This window comes from Luteitalea pratensis, assembly GCF_001618865.1.
Lineage (GTDB): Bacteria > Acidobacteriota > Vicinamibacteria > Vicinamibacterales > Vicinamibacteraceae > Luteitalea > Luteitalea pratensis.
Genome location: NZ_CP015136.1, coordinates 3,170,174 through 3,185,214, shown reverse-complemented (window position 1 = coordinate 3,185,214; position 15,041 = coordinate 3,170,174). Strand labels below are relative to the sequence as shown.

Sequence of the window (15,041 nt, the reverse complement as noted above, 5' to 3'; positions counted from 1 at the left end):
TCTGAAACGGCAAACCGAAGCACTGAACGCAGAGAACCGGTGTAGGGCTACAAAGTCATTCGGTTATGAGGTGCACCTGGTTCCGACAAGCCGGTCCACAAGTTCTCAAGTCGCTTGGCGGTATGGTGCCGGTGGCAACGAGTCGCGTACGGCGCGAACTTACGGCGTTGGTGCATGGCACGACCCTGGACTCGTAGGCCTCTCCACGCAAGTTCGAGCGCCGTGAGATTCGAGCCTCGTTTGCACTGACCACGACTGCCAGCGCTGCGGCGAGCCACCCGCGGGCCGTCGATCGACGGCCCGCGATCGAGGGCGATGCTCATGTTCCCGGTTCCGGACTCCACACCCCGTATGTAGCAAGAAGGTCATCACAGGAACAAGGTGAATGGTGTGGACGGAACGGACGGCGTGGCCGCCTGCCGGAGGCAGTCCGACCGGGTCCATGCTGCCGTGCATGACCGATGGTGCATCAGGGCACGGTCAACTCGGGCGGGAGCGGCTTCGCCTTGGGTCGCTGCTCGGCGTCTGCCAGATGCCAGGCGACTAGCGCCGCGTCGTGGGCGACACTTCGCACCTTCTGATAATCGATCTTGTCGGCCGAATCGGTCGGCTGGTGTAGTCGCCGTGGATGCCGCTGAAAAAGGACGCCGTCGGTACCCCTGCCTGCGCAAACGTCGTGAAGTCGCCGCCCCTGCAAAAGAAGGTACGGAGGCTCGTCCATGCTCCCGTCGAGGGAGACGCTGCCGTACGGCGCGACAACCGCCAGCAATCGGTCGTCGAGGTCCACACCGGTCAGTCGAGGCCCCTGGACATACAGCTCACTGGCAGCGGTGACCGGGGGAACACCTTTCGCTACCTCGCCCTCCCGTTTGCTGCCGCGTCGCCCGAGTGTTTCCACCTCGCTGATCACGCGATCGCGAGCCTTCGATCGTGGCCCGCGGCGCGATACCCGTGCCGTCCTGGTCGGCGGCACGACCACCTGCGCGTGTCGCGCGCTCGCGGCCTCATAGAAGGCGGCCGTGTCGGAGGCCGCGTCCGCCGTGACGCTGGCGATGTCACCGGCCGCCGCGCCTACCAGGGCAATGCCCACGGTCGCGTCATCGACCGTCTGGCGCAACGGCAAGTGGAAGACGAGTCGGAGTGTCATGGCGGTCTGGATCGCCAGATCCGAGAACCGCTGCTGCCTGCCAGGTCGACCGGACGTCGGACAAGAAGGAACGGCGGCACCGTCCGCCCAGGAGATGTCAGCGCATGAAGGCTGTGTGGAACAACACGGTGATCACCGAGTCCGACGATACCGTCATCGTGGAAGGCAATCACTACTTCCCGGCGGACTCGCTGCAGCGCGAGTTCTTCACCCCGAGCTCGCACACGACTACCTGCCCGTGGAAGGGCGAGGCCTCGTATTATCACGTCCAAGCAGGTGGCAAGGCGAACCGCGACGCCGCCTGGTACTCCCCGTCACCAAAGGCGGCCGCAGCCGAGATTGCCGGACGCGTCGCCTTCTGGCGCGGCGTCGAAGTTCGTCCATAGTCGGGAGTAAGGGAGGGATAAGCATGGCAGCGTCCTCAGCGCACTCGTTTGCGAACTATCCCAGTCTGCAGGATGCCAGCGTCATCGTGACCGGCGGAGCGTCCGGTATCGGCATGGAGATCGTCCGTGCATTTGCCGGCCAGGGCTCGCGCGTCGCATTCCTCGACTTCGACGTCGACGGTGGGCGTCTGCTCGCGGCGGAGCTCCAGGACGGCGGCGGGCGTGTCCAATTCGAGCCGTGCGATCTCCGCGACATCGACGCACTGCGGCGCGCGGTCGCTGCGGTCGCGGAGGCTCACGGGCCGGCACGCGTGCTGGTCAACAATGCCGCCCGTGACGACCGTCATTCCTGGGAAGACGTCACGCCCGAGTTCTACGACGAGCGCATCGCGACGAACCTGCGTCACATGTTCTTCGCGATACAGGCGGTCGCGCCGGGCATGATCGCGGCCGGCGGCGGATCGATCATCAACCTGGGATCGGATTCGTGGTGGCGGGCCGGCGGCGGGTTTCCCGTGTACACGACGGCCAAAGCGGCGGTGCATGGACTCACGCGCGGCATGGCCCGCGACCTCGGGCCGCACCGGATCAGGGTCAACACGCTCGTTCCGGGCTGGACGATGACCGAGCGTCAGAAGCGCTTGTGGGTGACGCCGAGTGGCCTGGCGGCGCAGCTCGCGGCGCAGTGCCTGCCTGATCCGATCGAAGCGGTCTACGTCGCGCGAATGGCGCTCTTCCTCGCCTCCGACGACGCTGCGATGTGCACGGCGAACAATTACATGGTCGAGGCGGGATCGATTTAGCTCCGGAGGGACATGGGCGTAAGCTGGCCTACCTGAACACGGGACCGGCGATGGTGTCAGTACCATCACGACCCCAGCGCTGCGATGGCGCATCGTATACGCATTCTTTCGCAGAGGGCCGCCACACGAGGGGCGTTTGGTGCATGGCTCGGTCCGGAAGTGCACTACCCCAACCCACGGCTCGTCACCGAGCGATCGCAGAGGACTCGGGCCTGCCAAGCTCAGTCATCCGGTTCAGGACGCGGCACGCAAGGCTCGCCTCCACTTCTCGGCTACCACCACTTCGGGCCCGCAGACCGTCGCCAATGGTGGACTTGGCCGCTCGCCGTTGCGTGTCCAGAGTCACGCGGCTGATGGCTCCACGGCCTCGAAGGACCAAGACTAAAAGGTGCACGCCGGGTTGGCCGGAGCATCAATGCGCCGCGTCGCTCCGGCCGGCAGCACCTGCACGGTAATCGTCCGCGCATCGACCGCACCCTCGTTCCGGATCACGTGCACATGGTCTCCCCCTTCGTCGACGAACGTCATCCCGACGGTGTAGACCTTGGGCGTACAGGTCGGATCCGCCCCGTCGTAGGCGGTCACCGTCCCCGCCGTGACGGTAATCAAGCTGTGGCCCGGGTGTGTGTGCCACCCGGAAGTACCGCCGGGGACCCACAGATTGCTCTGCACGTAGAGATCGGAGTCCCCCTTCGTTTTCTGGGTGGAGTGCCACACGTTCTTTTTCGAAGTAGTGGGGTCAGGGTCGTCCCACACGAGCTTATGCATGACATCGAACTCCCCCAGCCGCCCGACCGCGAGAGACGTCGACGTGAACCCCGACGCCGGAGTCGCCATGACCGTCCCCATGTACCCGGTCGCGCCCGCACTCATGCCGCCGACCACCAGCACCCACATCAGCTTTCGTCGCATTTGATCTCCTTCGCCTCGACTAGGGTCTTGCCGTCATTGCTTTGTCCCTGGCGTCCACAATGGCCGTAGGGGTCAGTACTGGTGCTTCCCACATCGCTGAGGTGCGCATTCGCTCCACCTCGGCCCCACTGAACGTCAACGTGCCTTGCATCAGAGCCACGATGTCGCCAATCTCGAGGCGCGCGCGCATGAGGCCCGTGGATGCGTGCGGCAGGCCGAGAACGTGACCGAGTTCGTGGGCAATCGCTGCCCCTAGAAGATGCCGCCGTTTGAGCGTGGACACGCGGGGATGGGTGCGGGTAGACACGCGCCGTTGGAGCTTGAAGACCACTTCCTCGACGCACGGCACCGAGACGAGTACAGTGGCGGCCTTGACGGCGGGCGCGAGGGCAGCCGTTCCACAGGTCGGGCGCACGGCAGACATGAGGATCAGCGTCACGCTGGGCGGCGCGACGTCCTCCAGCGAGCAAGTGCCGGCCCGGTCGCAATGGCGCCAGTCAACGGTGATGCCGGCCGTTCCAAGGAGGTCCTGCGCGATCTGTTCCGCCGTATCACGGTCGGCCAGATCGAGTGGGCCCGTCACGTACGTCCAGACCCGGAAGACGGGGGCATTGCCGACGGTGCCCATTTGCTCTTGAGCAAGAGAGGCGGGCGGCTGCGCGATGAGGCCAGTCAACACCACTGAGACACGAAGCAGCTGGGCAGTCGGGATCGATCGCATTGGGCACCTCCGCGAGGGCGGATGCGACCGAGAGTGCGGCTGACGGAGCGGTATCTCAATGTTGCGGAGCTGAAACCTTCCAGACGCGGAGAGAACGGGATAACTGTTTGTCGTGTCTACGCTTATCGCGACACATGACGAGGGCACAGCCACAGCGTGGCCGTGCCGGTGGTTCGTCGACGCGCAGCCGCGGGGCGGGGTACGGAGTATGCTGCCTGTAAGACCATGGCGCAGCGAGTGGCAGCGTGACTGAGGACCCCTCACTCTCCGTGGTGCGCTTCGGTGACTTCGAAGTGGACCTGCGTTCGCGTGAGCTGCGAAAGCGGGGCGTCAGGATCGCGTTGCAGGGACGTCCCCTCCAGGTCCTCGAGGCGCTGATCCGGACACCCGGACAGCTCGTCACGCGTGAAACGCTGCGACAGGAACTGTGGGGAAGCGACACGTTTGTCGACTTCGAGGCCGGACTGAACGCAGCCGTGAGGCGCCTGCGCGAGGCGCTGGGTGACGCGGCGGATGTGCCGCGGTTCGTCGAGACGCTGCCGCGCCGGGGCTATCGATTCATCGCACCGGTGCAGGGAGTTGGGGCGTCCGCCCTGCCTTCAACCCAACCGGCCGCGCCCGACCCCAGCCTTGAGCCCACCATTAGCCGATCGCTAGCGCCTGCCCTCGAGCATCGGACGTGGCGCTCCTGGCTTCCGCTGGCGGCTGCGGCACTCGTGCTGCCCTCCATCGTCGCCGTGGTACTGCTGGCGAGGCGCTCCGAGGAGTCTCCGCCGCTTGCGCCGCGCATCGTTCCGCTCACGACGACTGCCGGTTCCGAGGTCACGCCCACGCTCTCCCCCGATGGCGAACAGGTGGCTTTTTCGTGGGATGGCGAGCGCCAGGACGTTGGCGATCGCGACATCTGGCTCAAGATCATCGGCGGTGGGCAGGACATACGTCGGCTCACCTCGGGGCCCGACGATGACGTCGTGCCGAGCTGGTCGCCCGACGGTCGTCAGATCGCATTCTTGCGGAAACCGCTGGGAGGGTCGGAGACCGCGGAAGCCGGAGTCTACGTCGTGTCCCCTCTCGGTGGCGTTCCGCGCAAGGTGGGAGTCGCCGCGGAGCAGCCATCGCAGCTGTCGTGGTCCGCGGACAGCCGGTTCATCGCGGCGATCAGCCTGCGTCGCCGCGCGGCCAACGGGTCGGCCGAAGCCGGGGGCCTCCAGCTGATCGCCCTCGACGGCGGCCACGCTCGCCCCTTGACGACGCCGGACAACGCGACTTACGACATGCAACCCGCATTCTCTGCGGACGGTCGGCGGCTGGCCTACGCGTCGTGCGGGAAGCGTACAATGGCGCCGTGCGACGTTCACGTCGTGAACCTTGACACCGACCTGCGGCCGTCCGGGCAGCCATTGCGACTCACGCGGCACCGGGCCGCTATTCATGGCATCGCGTGGACGCCGGATGGGCAGTCGCTGGTCTACGGCGTCTCCCCGTTTTATCTATTCGGATCGGGGATGGGTTCGCAGTTGTGGCGCGTGTCGGGGGACGGCACCCGACCACCGGAGCGCATCGAGTCATCGCGCATGGGAGCGTTTGCGCCGGCGAGCTCGGCAGCCCGTAATCGGGTGGTGTTCGCGCAGGATCGGGTGGACTTCGATATCCTGCGGTTCGTGCCGCCCGATGGGGAGACGCCCGTCGTGGCCTCGTCGGGCGCCGACTACGGTCCCAGCTTTTCCCCCGATGGGCGGCGCATCGCCTTCGAGTCGTCGCGCTCCGGCGAAGCCGAAGAGATCTGGCTCGCCGATCCCGACGGCTCGAACATGGTCCAACTGACGGGCGGCCCCGTGGACTGGCGAGACGAGCCGCGTTGGCGCGGCAGCCCCGTCTGGTCGCCGGACGGCAGTCGGATCGTCTTCGCCAGCAGGGGTGACGGTGGCAACCCGGATCTCTGGACGGTCGACGTCGACGGAGGATCGCTCAAGAGGCTCACGAACGATCCGCTTCACGACGGCCCCATGACGTGGTCGCGCGACGGGCGGTGGCTGTACTACCGGCAGGACCGTTCCGACGGACGAGACATCATGCGTATCGCCGCCACTGGGAGTGTCCCGGAGCGGATCACGCGCGACGGTGCACTCTATCCGGTGATCTCGCCGGACGGGAAGACGCTCTTTTACTCGAAGACCGATCGGAGCTCGCCTCTCTTCGCGATGCCGATTGGTGGTGTCGAGCGTCAGATAGTCGACTGTGTTCGGCCCCGCGCCATCACTGTCACCACGAGCGGGCTGTACTATTTGGGCTGTGGGACGGATCGAGTCTCGCTGTACCGTCGTGACCTCGCTACTGGGAACACACAGGCGCTGGGCACGGTGAAGGCCGCGGGCTGTTGTATGGGCCTTACCGTCTCAGCGGATGGCCGAACCATTCTCTTCGCCCGCACGGTCGCGGTCGGAGCGGATCTCCTGCTGTTTGAAGACTTCAAGTAGAGCAAGCTCTCCTTCTCACCCCACTGTGCTCCTGGACATTCGCTGGGGTGTATCGATGCCCTGGGGGTATCGGCACCCGCGATGAGCACCCGCCCGGCCTCGTCGTGATCCAGCACGAGAAGGACCGCGCCTACTTGTAGAACTCGCTCGAACGCGTACTCCTTACATGGCGGCGACGCGGCGGCGGCTCGTGGGCGCTGCGGGCCATCGCATCCACCTTTCAGAGGCGTCTACACAACTGGAACACGCCCACAGCGCCTCGAGTTACGGCAAGCGCTCGGGCAGCGTCGCTGGTCCACCTTCCGTCGGCGCCGCCGTGAGGACATGGGCCTTTGCCTGCGCTGTCAATGGCGCGGGCCGGGCGGTCTCGAGCCACTGCACGAAGGCCTTCGAGTCGGTAGTCAGCAACTGGCCCGGTGTGGCCCATTCGTGGGGCTGTCCGTAGGCGTGGGCGGCGCTCAACGTTGTAGCGAGCTGCCAAAGGATGACCAATCCCCTATTCCCGAACAGCCGTAAACTGAGGCCGGCTTCGATCCGGCTGGCGATGTGGACCTCTGCTTGGCGTGAGCCGACAGTGCGTGCCAGCTCATGAGGTAGTCCTTGGGATGGGCGGCATTCTCGAAGTTTCAAGAGGACTTCGTTGGAACGTCTATGTCCAGCGGCACGATTCACTTGTACGAGTTCGGACCGTACAGGCTGGACGTCCAGCGACACGTCCTCCTGCGCGCGGACCGCATCGTCCCGCTGGCCCCCAAGACGTTCGACCTGTTGTTGCTACTGGTCCAGAGTGAGGGCCGCGCGCTCTCGAAACACGCCCTAATGACCGCGCTCTGGCCCGACACGTTCGTCGAGGAGGGGAACCTCTCGTTTCAGATAGCGACCTTGCGCAAGGCGCTGAATGGAGAGGCACGCTGGATCGAGACGATTCCGAAGCACGGCTACCGGTTCTCGGCGGACGTCCGGACGATTACACGAAGCTCTGCAGCAGAGCAGGAGGCGGGTCCTGCCAGCAAATCGGCAATAGAAATCGGCAACCCGGTCTCCGCCTCTGGAATCTCGGCCACCCCATCGTCGGGGCCGGTTTCAAAGCGCAGTCTTCGCCTGTGGATCGGCGGTGGGGTCGTTCTGATTCTGACGGCCGTTCTCGCCCTGTGGCTTGCAATGCGGACGCGCGAGCAGCCAGCCCAGACAATGCGGGAGTCGCAGTTGACCGCGTACGAGGGCTTCGAGACGGAGTCGGCGTTCTCACCCGATGGAAACCAGGTCGTGTTCGTCTGGGACCGAGACGGTGCTAACAGCGACATGTATGTGCGCCTCATCGGGGCCGGTCAGCCGGTGCCATTGACGAACACGCCCGAGCGGGAGTTCTCACCGGCCTGGTCTCCAGACGGCCGGTGGATCGCGTTTCTCCGCGGCGAGCTACTGAATGCCTCGTTGTTCGTGATGCCGGCCATCGACGGCACGGAACGGAAGATCGCTGAGTCAGGCCCGGCCGGAGTCATCGGCGGGACCGTACGATGGTCCCCGGATGGAAAGTGGCTGTTGGTCTCGGGCACTACCGAAAAAGACGAGAGGATCGGGCTGCTCCTGATCGACTTCAATACCGGTGAGAAACGGCGGCTGACAACTCCACCCGCGCCGATGTCCGACCGCGGCGGTTCGTTTTCCCCGGATGGCCGGCAGGTTGGATTCCTCCGCCGATACAGTCAGAGTCCGCAGGGCAACACTTATCTGTTGAATGTCGATGCGAGCGTCCGGGCGATCGGCGAGGCAAAACGACTGGAAACCGGTGGATTGCAGATGGGTCCGCCGGTCTGGACGAGCGACGGCAAGGAGCTGGTGTTTCACTCGAGTCGGGCCGGCAGGGGTGGCCTTTGGAGGGTAAGCGTTGCCGGGGGAACGCCGGTCCGGATCGTCGGGGCAGGAAATGATGCCAGGAGCCCGCGGGCTCCCGACTGACGTATGTGCGGCGGGTTTCGGACACGAACATTTGGGCGATCCCTACGTCCGGGATGGGAGAAGCCGTACGGCTCGTTGCCTCGACCCTCGACGACGCGGCGCCTCAGTATTCGCCGGATGGCAGCCGAATCGCCTTCTGTTCGGACCAGAGCGGAAGCCAAGAGATCTGGGTCGCTCGCAGCGATGGCTCGCGTCAGGAGAAACTGACGTCGTTTGGCTCCGCGCAGTCCTGCACGCCCCGCTGGTCGCCGGACAGTCGCCAGCTGGTGTTCGATTCAAACGCGGAAGCGGCGCAGTTCGAGATCTACACCATCAATGCTGACGGAGGGCAGCCAAGGCGGCTGACGGATGATGCTGCCACGGATGCCATTGGGAGCTTCTCGGGCGATGGGAAGTGGATCTACTTCATGTCGGGCCGCACAGGACGGAACGAGATCTGGAAGATGCCCGCGGCCGGCGGGCAGCCCCTTCAGGTGACGACGAATGGGGGAGTGGCCGCATTCGAAACAGGTGAAACGCTTTTTTTCACGAAGGAAGTCGACGAAGCGCTGTGGCAGGTGCCTGTTGGCGGGGTGCCTGAATCCAAGGTTCTCGAGAACGTCGTCAACCGGAACTTCATGCCCGCCGCGGACGGCATTTACTTCATGCAGCGCACTGAGCACGGGTATTCCTTTCAGTTCCTCAACCTCGCCACTCGGCAGGTGCGGACATTCGGCTCGACGCCACGGCAGGTCGACAACGTTGTGACTGTTTCGGCGGATGGCCGGTGGTTCGCGTATGGGCAGCAGGACCACGCTGGCAGCGACATCGTTCTGGTTGACAATTTCAGATAGGCTGCATCCGGCGCGACGACGGGGACGGGCGTTGGTGCATGGCCCAACACCAGGCTCGGAGGTCTTCCAACTCGCGATTTCGTTACCGATTGATCGCATGCGACTCGCGCCTGCCAAGCGCGGTCATCCGATTCAGGATGTGGCACGCCAAGCGAGAAGCGCTGCTGCCCGCCAGGTCGGCCGGACGCCGGCATGCCCCACGCGGCCCTGGCGTTGCGCTCGTACACCCGCCAATTACCGACCCGATGGTGCGTCCTGTACGTGGGATGCACCCGCGACTTCATCACCAGATCATGCGGCGCGGGGCGCCCACCACCCCAACGCTCGACAGCCCCCTCCCTCAGGGACGGTCCACAGCCATGCACCAACGCCGCGAACAGCCCTGCCGCCGGGGCGCCGAAACGGGCTCCTGGGGCCGCGCTGTCGAAATGGACCCCTCCCTTACGTTTCGCTTACGACGAAACGTTGAAGCGCCGTCGTGCGTCTGACACATTGTCGTTACACTCGAGCCGTTCGGACGCCTGACTGCCATGAACCAGACCATCGCCGGTATCGCCGGCACCGCCGTGCCCAGGGCCGTCCCCTCCACCGATGACCCGCGCGTGGTCACGGCTCGCCGTGTCTTCCGCGGCGCCCTGGCCTTCAACACCGCCCTGACGCTGTTCTGGCTGGTCTCGATGGCCACCGACAGCCGGTTCTTCTTCTCCGAGTACCGGATCACGCTCGAGAGCGTCGGCAGTGTCCTGAGCGTTATCGCCTTCTTCTACGTCCTCTGGGGCCTCGCCTGGTGGGGCCTGAAGTCGCTGGCGCTGCGCTGGGTGGGCTTCAGCAAGGACGAGCGCCGCGACGCCTTCTCGTCACGGATGGACCGGCCCTACGAAGTCGGCGCCCTGACCGCCAAGTACTCGGAGCGCCGCATTCGCATCGCCGACATGATCGGGCGCCGCGGCCGCTTCGCGTTCCTGGCCTTCGCCGGGCTCTACGGCCTGTACACGCAGGTGCTGGCCAACCCCCAGCCCAACTTCGCAGTCGCCTTCGCTACCAACAACCTGTTCGAAGGCGTGCTGGGCAGCTGGATCTTCCTCGGCGTGTTCTATCTGAACGGCTTCATCGGCGCGACCTTCTACGGGCCGCAGACGCGCGTCATGGACGGCTACCTCGGACGCGCCAACTGCCTGCTGATCACCACGCTGTGGACCGCGTTCAAGTTCATCATGGTGCCGATGAGCCTGCAGCTCGCGGCGGTCTACCCGCGCGAGCAGTTCGCAGTCGTCTTCGGGCTGATCTGGCTGTCTTACATCGCCACCGACGCCTTCGCCGAGATCTTCGGATCGCTGTTCGGCAAGCAGAGCATCAAGGTGTGGGGCGTCGGGGACGTCAACCGCAAGTCCGTCGTCGGCGTCGTGGCCGGGTTTGCCGGCGCGCTCGCGGTGAACCTGGCGCTGATCTCAGCCAACGGCCTGCTGATTGGCCCGTGGATCGGGCTGGCGTTCGTGATCGCGCTGTCGAACTGCCTCGTCGAGCTCTACTCGCCGCGCGGCACCGACGATTTCACGATGGCCACCACCAACGCGCTGCTTTGCCTCGCATTCGGCGCGTGGGTGGTCTAGCGGACGACGTCCGGGGCGGAGGACTCAGCGGCTCAGACGAGCCACGAGCAGCGGCCGCGACAGGTCCCAGTGCATCTCGCCGGGCTGTCTCCAAAGACATTCCACGATCTCTCGGGCGAGTTCTCGTCATCCAGGAGTGGCGCGGCTGCGTGACGGTGTCAGCGATGCCGAACACGGTCCTGCCCCGCCACTCGCGCGCCGGCGCGGTCCGGTTGCGGCGTCGATGGCGCTCACGTCGCGCGAGACGCTCGTGGGAAGCAGGTCGTCAGCACTCGATGGTCACACGGCGACGTTGAGTGACGGGCACGTCACGCAGGACGCGGCTCGGTTGGCCTGCCGGCGTGCCAGGCGCGCGGCGGCCGCGCGTGCCGTCACGTCTGCCGGAAGCGCGTCCGCTGTGCCGAAGTACATCTCGTCCGGCGTCTGTCCGCGAAACGCCGAGTGCGGCAGCACGCGGTTGTGTGCGTCGACGTAGAACGTGACCAACCGGCGAACAGTCGCGACGCTGTCCAGTCCGTGCAGGAAGAGCCACTGATGCTTCAGCGAACGCCACCAGGCTTCAATCATCGAGTTCGAGAACTTCAGCTCGGTGAGCGCCAGCAACCGGTGCAGGACGCCGTGGCGATCATCAGTGCGTCGACCTGCGCGTTCACGTTCTCCACGCCCGCGTCTGCCAACACGACGGGCACACTGCCGGCGTGCGTCGCGTGCTGATCGGCCTCAAGTAGAACGGCGACGCTGCTGACCGGCGCGAACCTGTCGGCCACGTGCCATGCCAGAATCCGTCGAGAGACGTTGTCAATCACAGCGTGCAGATAGGCACGAGTCCCGTCGAGCAGGCGGATGACGGTCGTATCGATGTGCCACATTTCGTCGGGACGGGAGGCGTGGAGCAGGGCGAGCGTGAGCCGGGGCAGGACCGCGCGCTTGCCGACGCGTCGACGGAGCCCCAACACCTCCTGCCGAAGTTCAGGCTCTGTGAGATTGACAACATAGAGACTGACCACCGCCGTTTGGGCCAGGGCCAGCCACCCACGAGCCGTCGATCGAGGAACGCCGTGCTGCGTGGCGATGCGCAGGTCATGGACTGTCATCCGCTGGCTGCCGATGCGATGCCGGTCAGGTGAGCAGAAGCTTGCGAGCGTCTCCATCTGGGTCGTCGACCATGCGGCAGGCGTTGTCGAAGACCATCGTCGGGCAGCGGTCCGGCGTGAACGCCGGCCACGGCAAGCCAGGCTGGCTGGGATTGCCGGTGCGCGCGAAGTTGGCCCAGGCGGTCGCCATCCTTTTTGCCAGAGCCTGTGCTTCGGGGCCGTTGCCGGTGCCCTGAGCGCAGCGTGCGGTGTTGTCGAAGCAGAACGCGAGCTCGGCGGTGTGCCAGGCGCCCGCATCCTCGAGCATCGGCGACTGCCACGTGAAATACCACGTATACACCGGCGCGCCCTTCTGTTCGTGCTTCATCGTTGCCATCCGGGTGACGTTGTTGCGAATGGCGAGGCTGTTCAAGCCCGGACCGCTGCACATGTAAGAGAGGGTGCGGATGCTCTTGTCCGGGTATGCGCGCTTCAACGCAGTCACGATCGCTGCGGCCTTGGTATCGCCGTAGCTCCGCGTCAGCGCCCCGACCCATTCAGCCTCGGTAGGACGGGACGACATGCGGTTGCCTTCCTCGCTCACCGAGCCGATGAGCATCGGCACGTCGCGCGAGATCGACGGCGCCCCTTCGAAGAACGACCGCATCGGCACTAACCGGCCGTCGACGGTCGGACCCCAGCCGACGCGCGGCGTCGACCCCGGTGGCGGCATCGGCCCCGCCGTGGGTCCAGGTGGCGGGTTCATGGCGGCGACTACGGCGTTGCCGGCGGCGTTCAGGCGCGCCCAATCCATCTTCTGCAGGGCGGCGATGTCCTTGATGCCGAGCTCGGCGACCAGCCGTTTCGTGAGCTCGCGTGACTGCTCGGCGGGCGGCGGATTGCCCCCACCGCCCGACTGCGCCGACGCGCGATGGACCAGTCCCTGTGCCGGCGGCATGCCGAGCAACGTCGTCACCTTCGACCCACCGCCGGATTGGCCGTAGATCATCACGCGGTCCGGGTCGCCGCCGAAGTTGGCGATGTTGTCGCGCACCCATTGCAGCGCCGCGACCAGGTCGGTCATGCCGACGTTGGCGGAATCGGCATAGGCGCGGCCGCCGAACTCGGACAGGTCCAGGAAGCCCAGGACGTTCAGGCGATGGTTGACGGTGACCGAGACCACGTCGTGGTGTCGCGCCATCTGGGCGCCGTCCTGTGACGCGAGTTCGTAGGCCGAGCCGAACGAGAATCCGCCGCCGTGGATGTAAAACATGACCGGCCGCGAGCCGGTCAGGCTCGGCGTCCAGATGTTCACCTTCAGCATGTCCTCGCTCTGCCACCCATCAGTCCACTGGTACAGAAAGGTCTGCTCTGCGACCCAGTCGTGCAGGCGCTGCGGGCAATTGGCGCCGTAGATCAGCGCGGGATACTCACCGTCCCAGGGTGCCGGTGGCTTGGCCGGAAGCCAGCGGTTCTCGCCGCCGGTCGGGGCGCCATAAGGAATGCCCTTGAACGTCAGCACGCCGTCCTCGACGTAGCCGCGCACCTTGCCGTACTGCGTCCTGGCGACCGACGCGCGAGGGGTGCTGCACGTGGGCCGCGATGCGGCCGCGCGGGCACCCGTCCCATGTTGATCCGATGCGGACATCACGGGCGGCGCGGCTGCACCCAGCCCTGCGGCTGTGGAGAGGCGAAACAGTTGCCGTCGGTTCAGCGTCGCGCGTGCACCCCGGGTCATCTCAGGCATGGCTCCTCCGCATTGGCGGTGAAGCGCTTACAGCGTTTTCGCATGCTAAGCCGGTGATATGGCAGGGCGATCAAGTTGATATCAGCTGTAAGCGTGTGCATGAGTATACGGTACTGGTCGCACAGGATCGGAGGCGTGCCTCTCGATGCTCTTGCCAATCGCCTCGTGCTGCCCCTCCTGGGACTACTGGTCGAACGCCCCGCCCACCCCTACGAACTCGCCACGCGGTTGAACGACCGCTATCGATTTCTCTCGACGCAGCGTTCCTCCGTCACGACGCTCGCAAAGTCTCTTGTCGATGCCGGCCTGATCCGTCCACAGCGTGCGAAACGGGTCGGCAATCGTCCAGCGCGCACGGCCTACGAAGTCACGGACGCTGGCATGAAGGAATTCCGCGTGCGCGTGACCACGCACATTGAGGAAGCGCCGGCGGCCTCTGCCCGGTTCACGCTCGGACTTGCGTACATCGGCATTCTCTCGCGCACCAAGGCAGCGGCGGCACTGCGACGACGCGTGGTCTCACGTCTGGCGGAGCGTGACGCCATTCCGGCGGTCCATCCGGGCGGGATCGAGGTGCACATGATCGAGATGGCCTACTGGAAGGCCGTGCTGGAGGCAGAGATTCAGTGGCTCAGCACCTTTATCGGTCGCATCACCAGCCGTGACATTGCCTGGCCGCTCGAGTCTTCAAAGGATTGCTGACGTGAGCTTTCTGTTTGGTGTCTATCCTGGGGCTGTGGCGGGCATCCAGATCCGGCGACATCGAGGGATATGCGGAGTTTGTCCGCAACGCCATCCAGCGGTACGGCGCCATCACCCGAACTTTGAACATCGCCGCCTACCAACTGTTCTCGCTTCGTGACGCCAACAGCAGCAATCCGGACATGTTCCATCAGTTCGGCATCATGACCGATGCATACCTCCCGAAGCCGGCATACAGCGTCTTCAAGGATCTGCTGACTGAACACGTCCGCCCTGGCGCAGCGCTGAACGGCACAGAGGCTCGAAACTAACGGTCCGGCAACGCCGTGATTGACCAGGCCCCAAGGAGCACGATCGGCGCGCGGGTGTGCGAATGGCGTGGGCCGACGCATTCCACGGCGTCGAGATTCCCCGGTGTCTCCCCCTCGACGCTCTGACGTCATGAGCGTGAGCAGCGCCTCCACGACGTTGCCGGTCATCGGCGAACCGCCATCCTTGCCGCCCTGGCCGGCGATCAGGATCTTCGGCACCACTCCCTCCTGCGACACGGTGGCGCATGCGGGTCCCACCAACGGCCGGCCGTTGATCGCGAAAGACGGATCGGCCGCGCGGCTGCCACAGGCTCAGCCCATTGGCATGTCCCCCTGGTGATCGAGGGGCCCGCGAGCATA

At 65.5% G+C, this 15,041-nt stretch carries 16 protein-coding genes; 9 read left to right on the top strand and 7 right to left on the bottom strand.

Annotated elements, in window-relative coordinates:
• Positions 1-469 precede the first annotated feature (469 nt).
• A complete protein-coding gene (locus LuPra_RS33215; RefSeq protein WP_234800870.1) occupies positions 470-1,147 on the bottom strand; it encodes a hypothetical protein in 678 nt (225 codons plus the stop codon).
• Between the two features lie 104 nt (positions 1,148-1,251).
• On the opposite strand from LuPra_RS33215, the gene LuPra_RS13100 reads away from it, so the two are divergent.
• Together LuPra_RS13100 and LuPra_RS13095 are read left to right on the top strand one after the other, a co-directional pair.
• Positions 1,252-1,533 carry a DUF427 domain-containing protein gene (locus LuPra_RS13100; protein ID WP_110171163.1) on the top strand — a complete coding sequence of 94 codons (282 nt, stop codon included), beginning with the start codon at positions 1,252-1,254 and terminating at the stop codon, positions 1,531-1,533.
• Positions 1,534-1,556: 23 nt separating this feature from the next.
• A complete protein-coding gene (locus LuPra_RS13095) occupies positions 1,557-2,336 on the top strand; it encodes an SDR family NAD(P)-dependent oxidoreductase (protein WP_110171162.1) in 780 nt (259 codons plus the stop codon).
• 381 nt (positions 2,337-2,717) lie between these two features.
• Here the strand turns inward: LuPra_RS13095 and LuPra_RS13090 are convergent, their stop codons facing one another.
• Both LuPra_RS13090 and LuPra_RS13085 read right to left on the bottom strand, forming a co-directional pair.
• The gene (locus tag LuPra_RS13090; RefSeq protein ID WP_157899116.1) at positions 2,718-3,248 is read right to left on the bottom strand and encodes a cupin domain-containing protein; all 531 of its coding nucleotides are present in this window, start codon (positions 3,246-3,248) and stop codon (positions 2,718-2,720) included.
• A 19-nt stretch (positions 3,249-3,267) separates the two neighbouring features.
• Positions 3,268-3,969 carry a hypothetical protein gene (locus LuPra_RS13085; RefSeq protein WP_157899115.1) on the bottom strand — a complete coding sequence of 234 codons (702 nt, stop codon included), beginning with the start codon at positions 3,967-3,969 and terminating at the stop codon, positions 3,268-3,270.
• 245 nt (positions 3,970-4,214) lie between these two features.
• On the opposite strand from LuPra_RS13085, the gene LuPra_RS13080 reads away from it, so the two are divergent.
• Positions 4,215-6,446 carry a winged helix-turn-helix domain-containing protein gene (locus tag LuPra_RS13080; protein ID WP_110171159.1) on the top strand — a complete coding sequence of 744 codons (2,232 nt, stop codon included), beginning with the start codon at positions 4,215-4,217 and terminating at the stop codon, positions 6,444-6,446.
• 264 nt (positions 6,447-6,710) lie between these two features.
• Here LuPra_RS13080 and LuPra_RS31860 read toward each other — a convergent pair whose 3' ends face one another.
• Positions 6,711-6,908, bottom strand: a complete 198-nt coding sequence (locus LuPra_RS31860) for a hypothetical protein (protein WP_157899114.1) — start codon at positions 6,906-6,908, stop codon at positions 6,711-6,713.
• Positions 6,909-7,046: 138 nt separating this feature from the next.
• Between LuPra_RS31860 and LuPra_RS13075 the strand changes: the two genes are divergently transcribed.
• From LuPra_RS13075 to LuPra_RS13065, 3 genes are all read left to right on the top strand, one after another.
• Positions 7,047-8,405: a winged helix-turn-helix domain-containing protein gene (locus LuPra_RS13075; RefSeq protein WP_157899113.1), complete on the top strand. Its 1,359-nt coding sequence runs from the start codon at positions 7,047-7,049 to the stop codon at positions 8,403-8,405.
• Between the two features lie 53 nt (positions 8,406-8,458).
• Positions 8,459-9,238 (top strand): TolB family protein, encoded by a 780-nt coding sequence (locus tag LuPra_RS13070; RefSeq protein ID WP_110171157.1) that lies wholly within the window; start codon positions 8,459-8,461, stop codon positions 9,236-9,238.
• A gap of 530 nt (positions 9,239-9,768) precedes the next feature.
• Complete coding sequence (locus LuPra_RS13065) at positions 9,769-10,848, top strand: hypothetical protein (protein ID WP_110171156.1); 1,080 nt, start codon at positions 9,769-9,771, stop codon at positions 10,846-10,848.
• Between the two features lie 279 nt (positions 10,849-11,127).
• Here LuPra_RS13065 and LuPra_RS13060 read toward each other — a convergent pair whose 3' ends face one another.
• The 3 genes from LuPra_RS13060 to LuPra_RS13050 are packed head-to-tail and all read right to left on the bottom strand — an operon-like array spanning position 11,128 to position 13,668.
• Positions 11,128-11,415, bottom strand: a complete 288-nt coding sequence (locus tag LuPra_RS13060; protein WP_157899112.1) for an integrase core domain-containing protein — start codon at positions 11,413-11,415, stop codon at positions 11,128-11,130.
• Positions 11,416-11,429: 14 nt separating this feature from the next.
• Positions 11,430-11,942, bottom strand: coding sequence for a DDE-type integrase/transposase/recombinase (locus tag LuPra_RS13055; RefSeq protein WP_157899111.1), 513 nt, complete (start codon positions 11,940-11,942; stop codon positions 11,430-11,432).
• A 25-nt stretch (positions 11,943-11,967) separates the two neighbouring features.
• A complete protein-coding gene (locus LuPra_RS13050) occupies positions 11,968-13,668 on the bottom strand; it encodes a carboxylesterase/lipase family protein (protein WP_234800869.1) in 1,701 nt (566 codons plus the stop codon).
• A 135-nt stretch (positions 13,669-13,803) separates the two neighbouring features.
• Between LuPra_RS13050 and LuPra_RS13045 the strand changes: the two genes are divergently transcribed.
• From LuPra_RS13045 to LuPra_RS13035, 3 genes are all read left to right on the top strand, one after another.
• Positions 13,804-14,370: a PadR family transcriptional regulator gene (locus LuPra_RS13045; RefSeq protein ID WP_157899110.1), complete on the top strand. Its 567-nt coding sequence runs from the start codon at positions 13,804-13,806 to the stop codon at positions 14,368-14,370.
• 17 nt (positions 14,371-14,387) lie between these two features.
• A complete protein-coding gene (locus tag LuPra_RS13040; protein ID WP_110171152.1) occupies positions 14,388-14,681 on the top strand; it encodes a hypothetical protein in 294 nt (97 codons plus the stop codon).
• 130 nt (positions 14,682-14,811) lie between these two features.
• Positions 14,812-15,021 carry a hypothetical protein gene (locus LuPra_RS13035; protein ID WP_110171151.1) on the top strand — a complete coding sequence of 70 codons (210 nt, stop codon included), beginning with the start codon at positions 14,812-14,814 and terminating at the stop codon, positions 15,019-15,021.
• The last annotated feature ends 20 nt before the right edge of the window (positions 15,022-15,041 follow it).

Bases quoted from the DNA above. Each gene is read 5' to 3' on its own strand.
- LuPra_RS33215 (WP_234800870.1), bottom strand. From the start codon at position 1,147: ATGACACTCCGACTCGTCTTCCACTTGCCGTTGCGCCAGACGGTCGAT.
- LuPra_RS13065 (WP_110171156.1), top strand. From the start codon at position 9,769: ATGAACCAGACCATCGCCGGTATCGCCGGCACCGCCGTGCCCAGGGCC.
- LuPra_RS13095 (WP_110171162.1), top strand. From the start codon at position 1,557: ATGGCAGCGTCCTCAGCGCACTCGTTTGCGAACTATCCCAGTCTGCAG.
- LuPra_RS13055 (WP_157899111.1), bottom strand. From the start codon at position 11,942: ATGACAGTCCATGACCTGCGCATCGCCACGCAGCACGGCGTTCCTCGA.
- LuPra_RS13090 (WP_157899116.1), bottom strand. From the start codon at position 3,248: ATGCGACGAAAGCTGATGTGGGTGCTGGTGGTCGGCGGCATGAGTGCG.
- LuPra_RS13070 (WP_110171157.1), top strand. From the start codon at position 8,459: ATGGGAGAAGCCGTACGGCTCGTTGCCTCGACCCTCGACGACGCGGCG.
- LuPra_RS13100 (WP_110171163.1), top strand. From the start codon at position 1,252: ATGAAGGCTGTGTGGAACAACACGGTGATCACCGAGTCCGACGATACC.
- LuPra_RS13035 (WP_110171151.1), top strand. From the start codon at position 14,812: ATGAGCGTGAGCAGCGCCTCCACGACGTTGCCGGTCATCGGCGAACCG.
- LuPra_RS13060 (WP_157899112.1), bottom strand. From the start codon at position 11,415: ATGATTGAAGCCTGGTGGCGTTCGCTGAAGCATCAGTGGCTCTTCCTG.
- LuPra_RS13050 (WP_234800869.1), bottom strand. From the start codon at position 13,668: ATGCCTGAGATGACCCGGGGTGCACGCGCGACGCTGAACCGACGGCAA.
- LuPra_RS13085 (WP_157899115.1), bottom strand. From the start codon at position 3,969: ATGCGATCGATCCCGACTGCCCAGCTGCTTCGTGTCTCAGTGGTGTTG.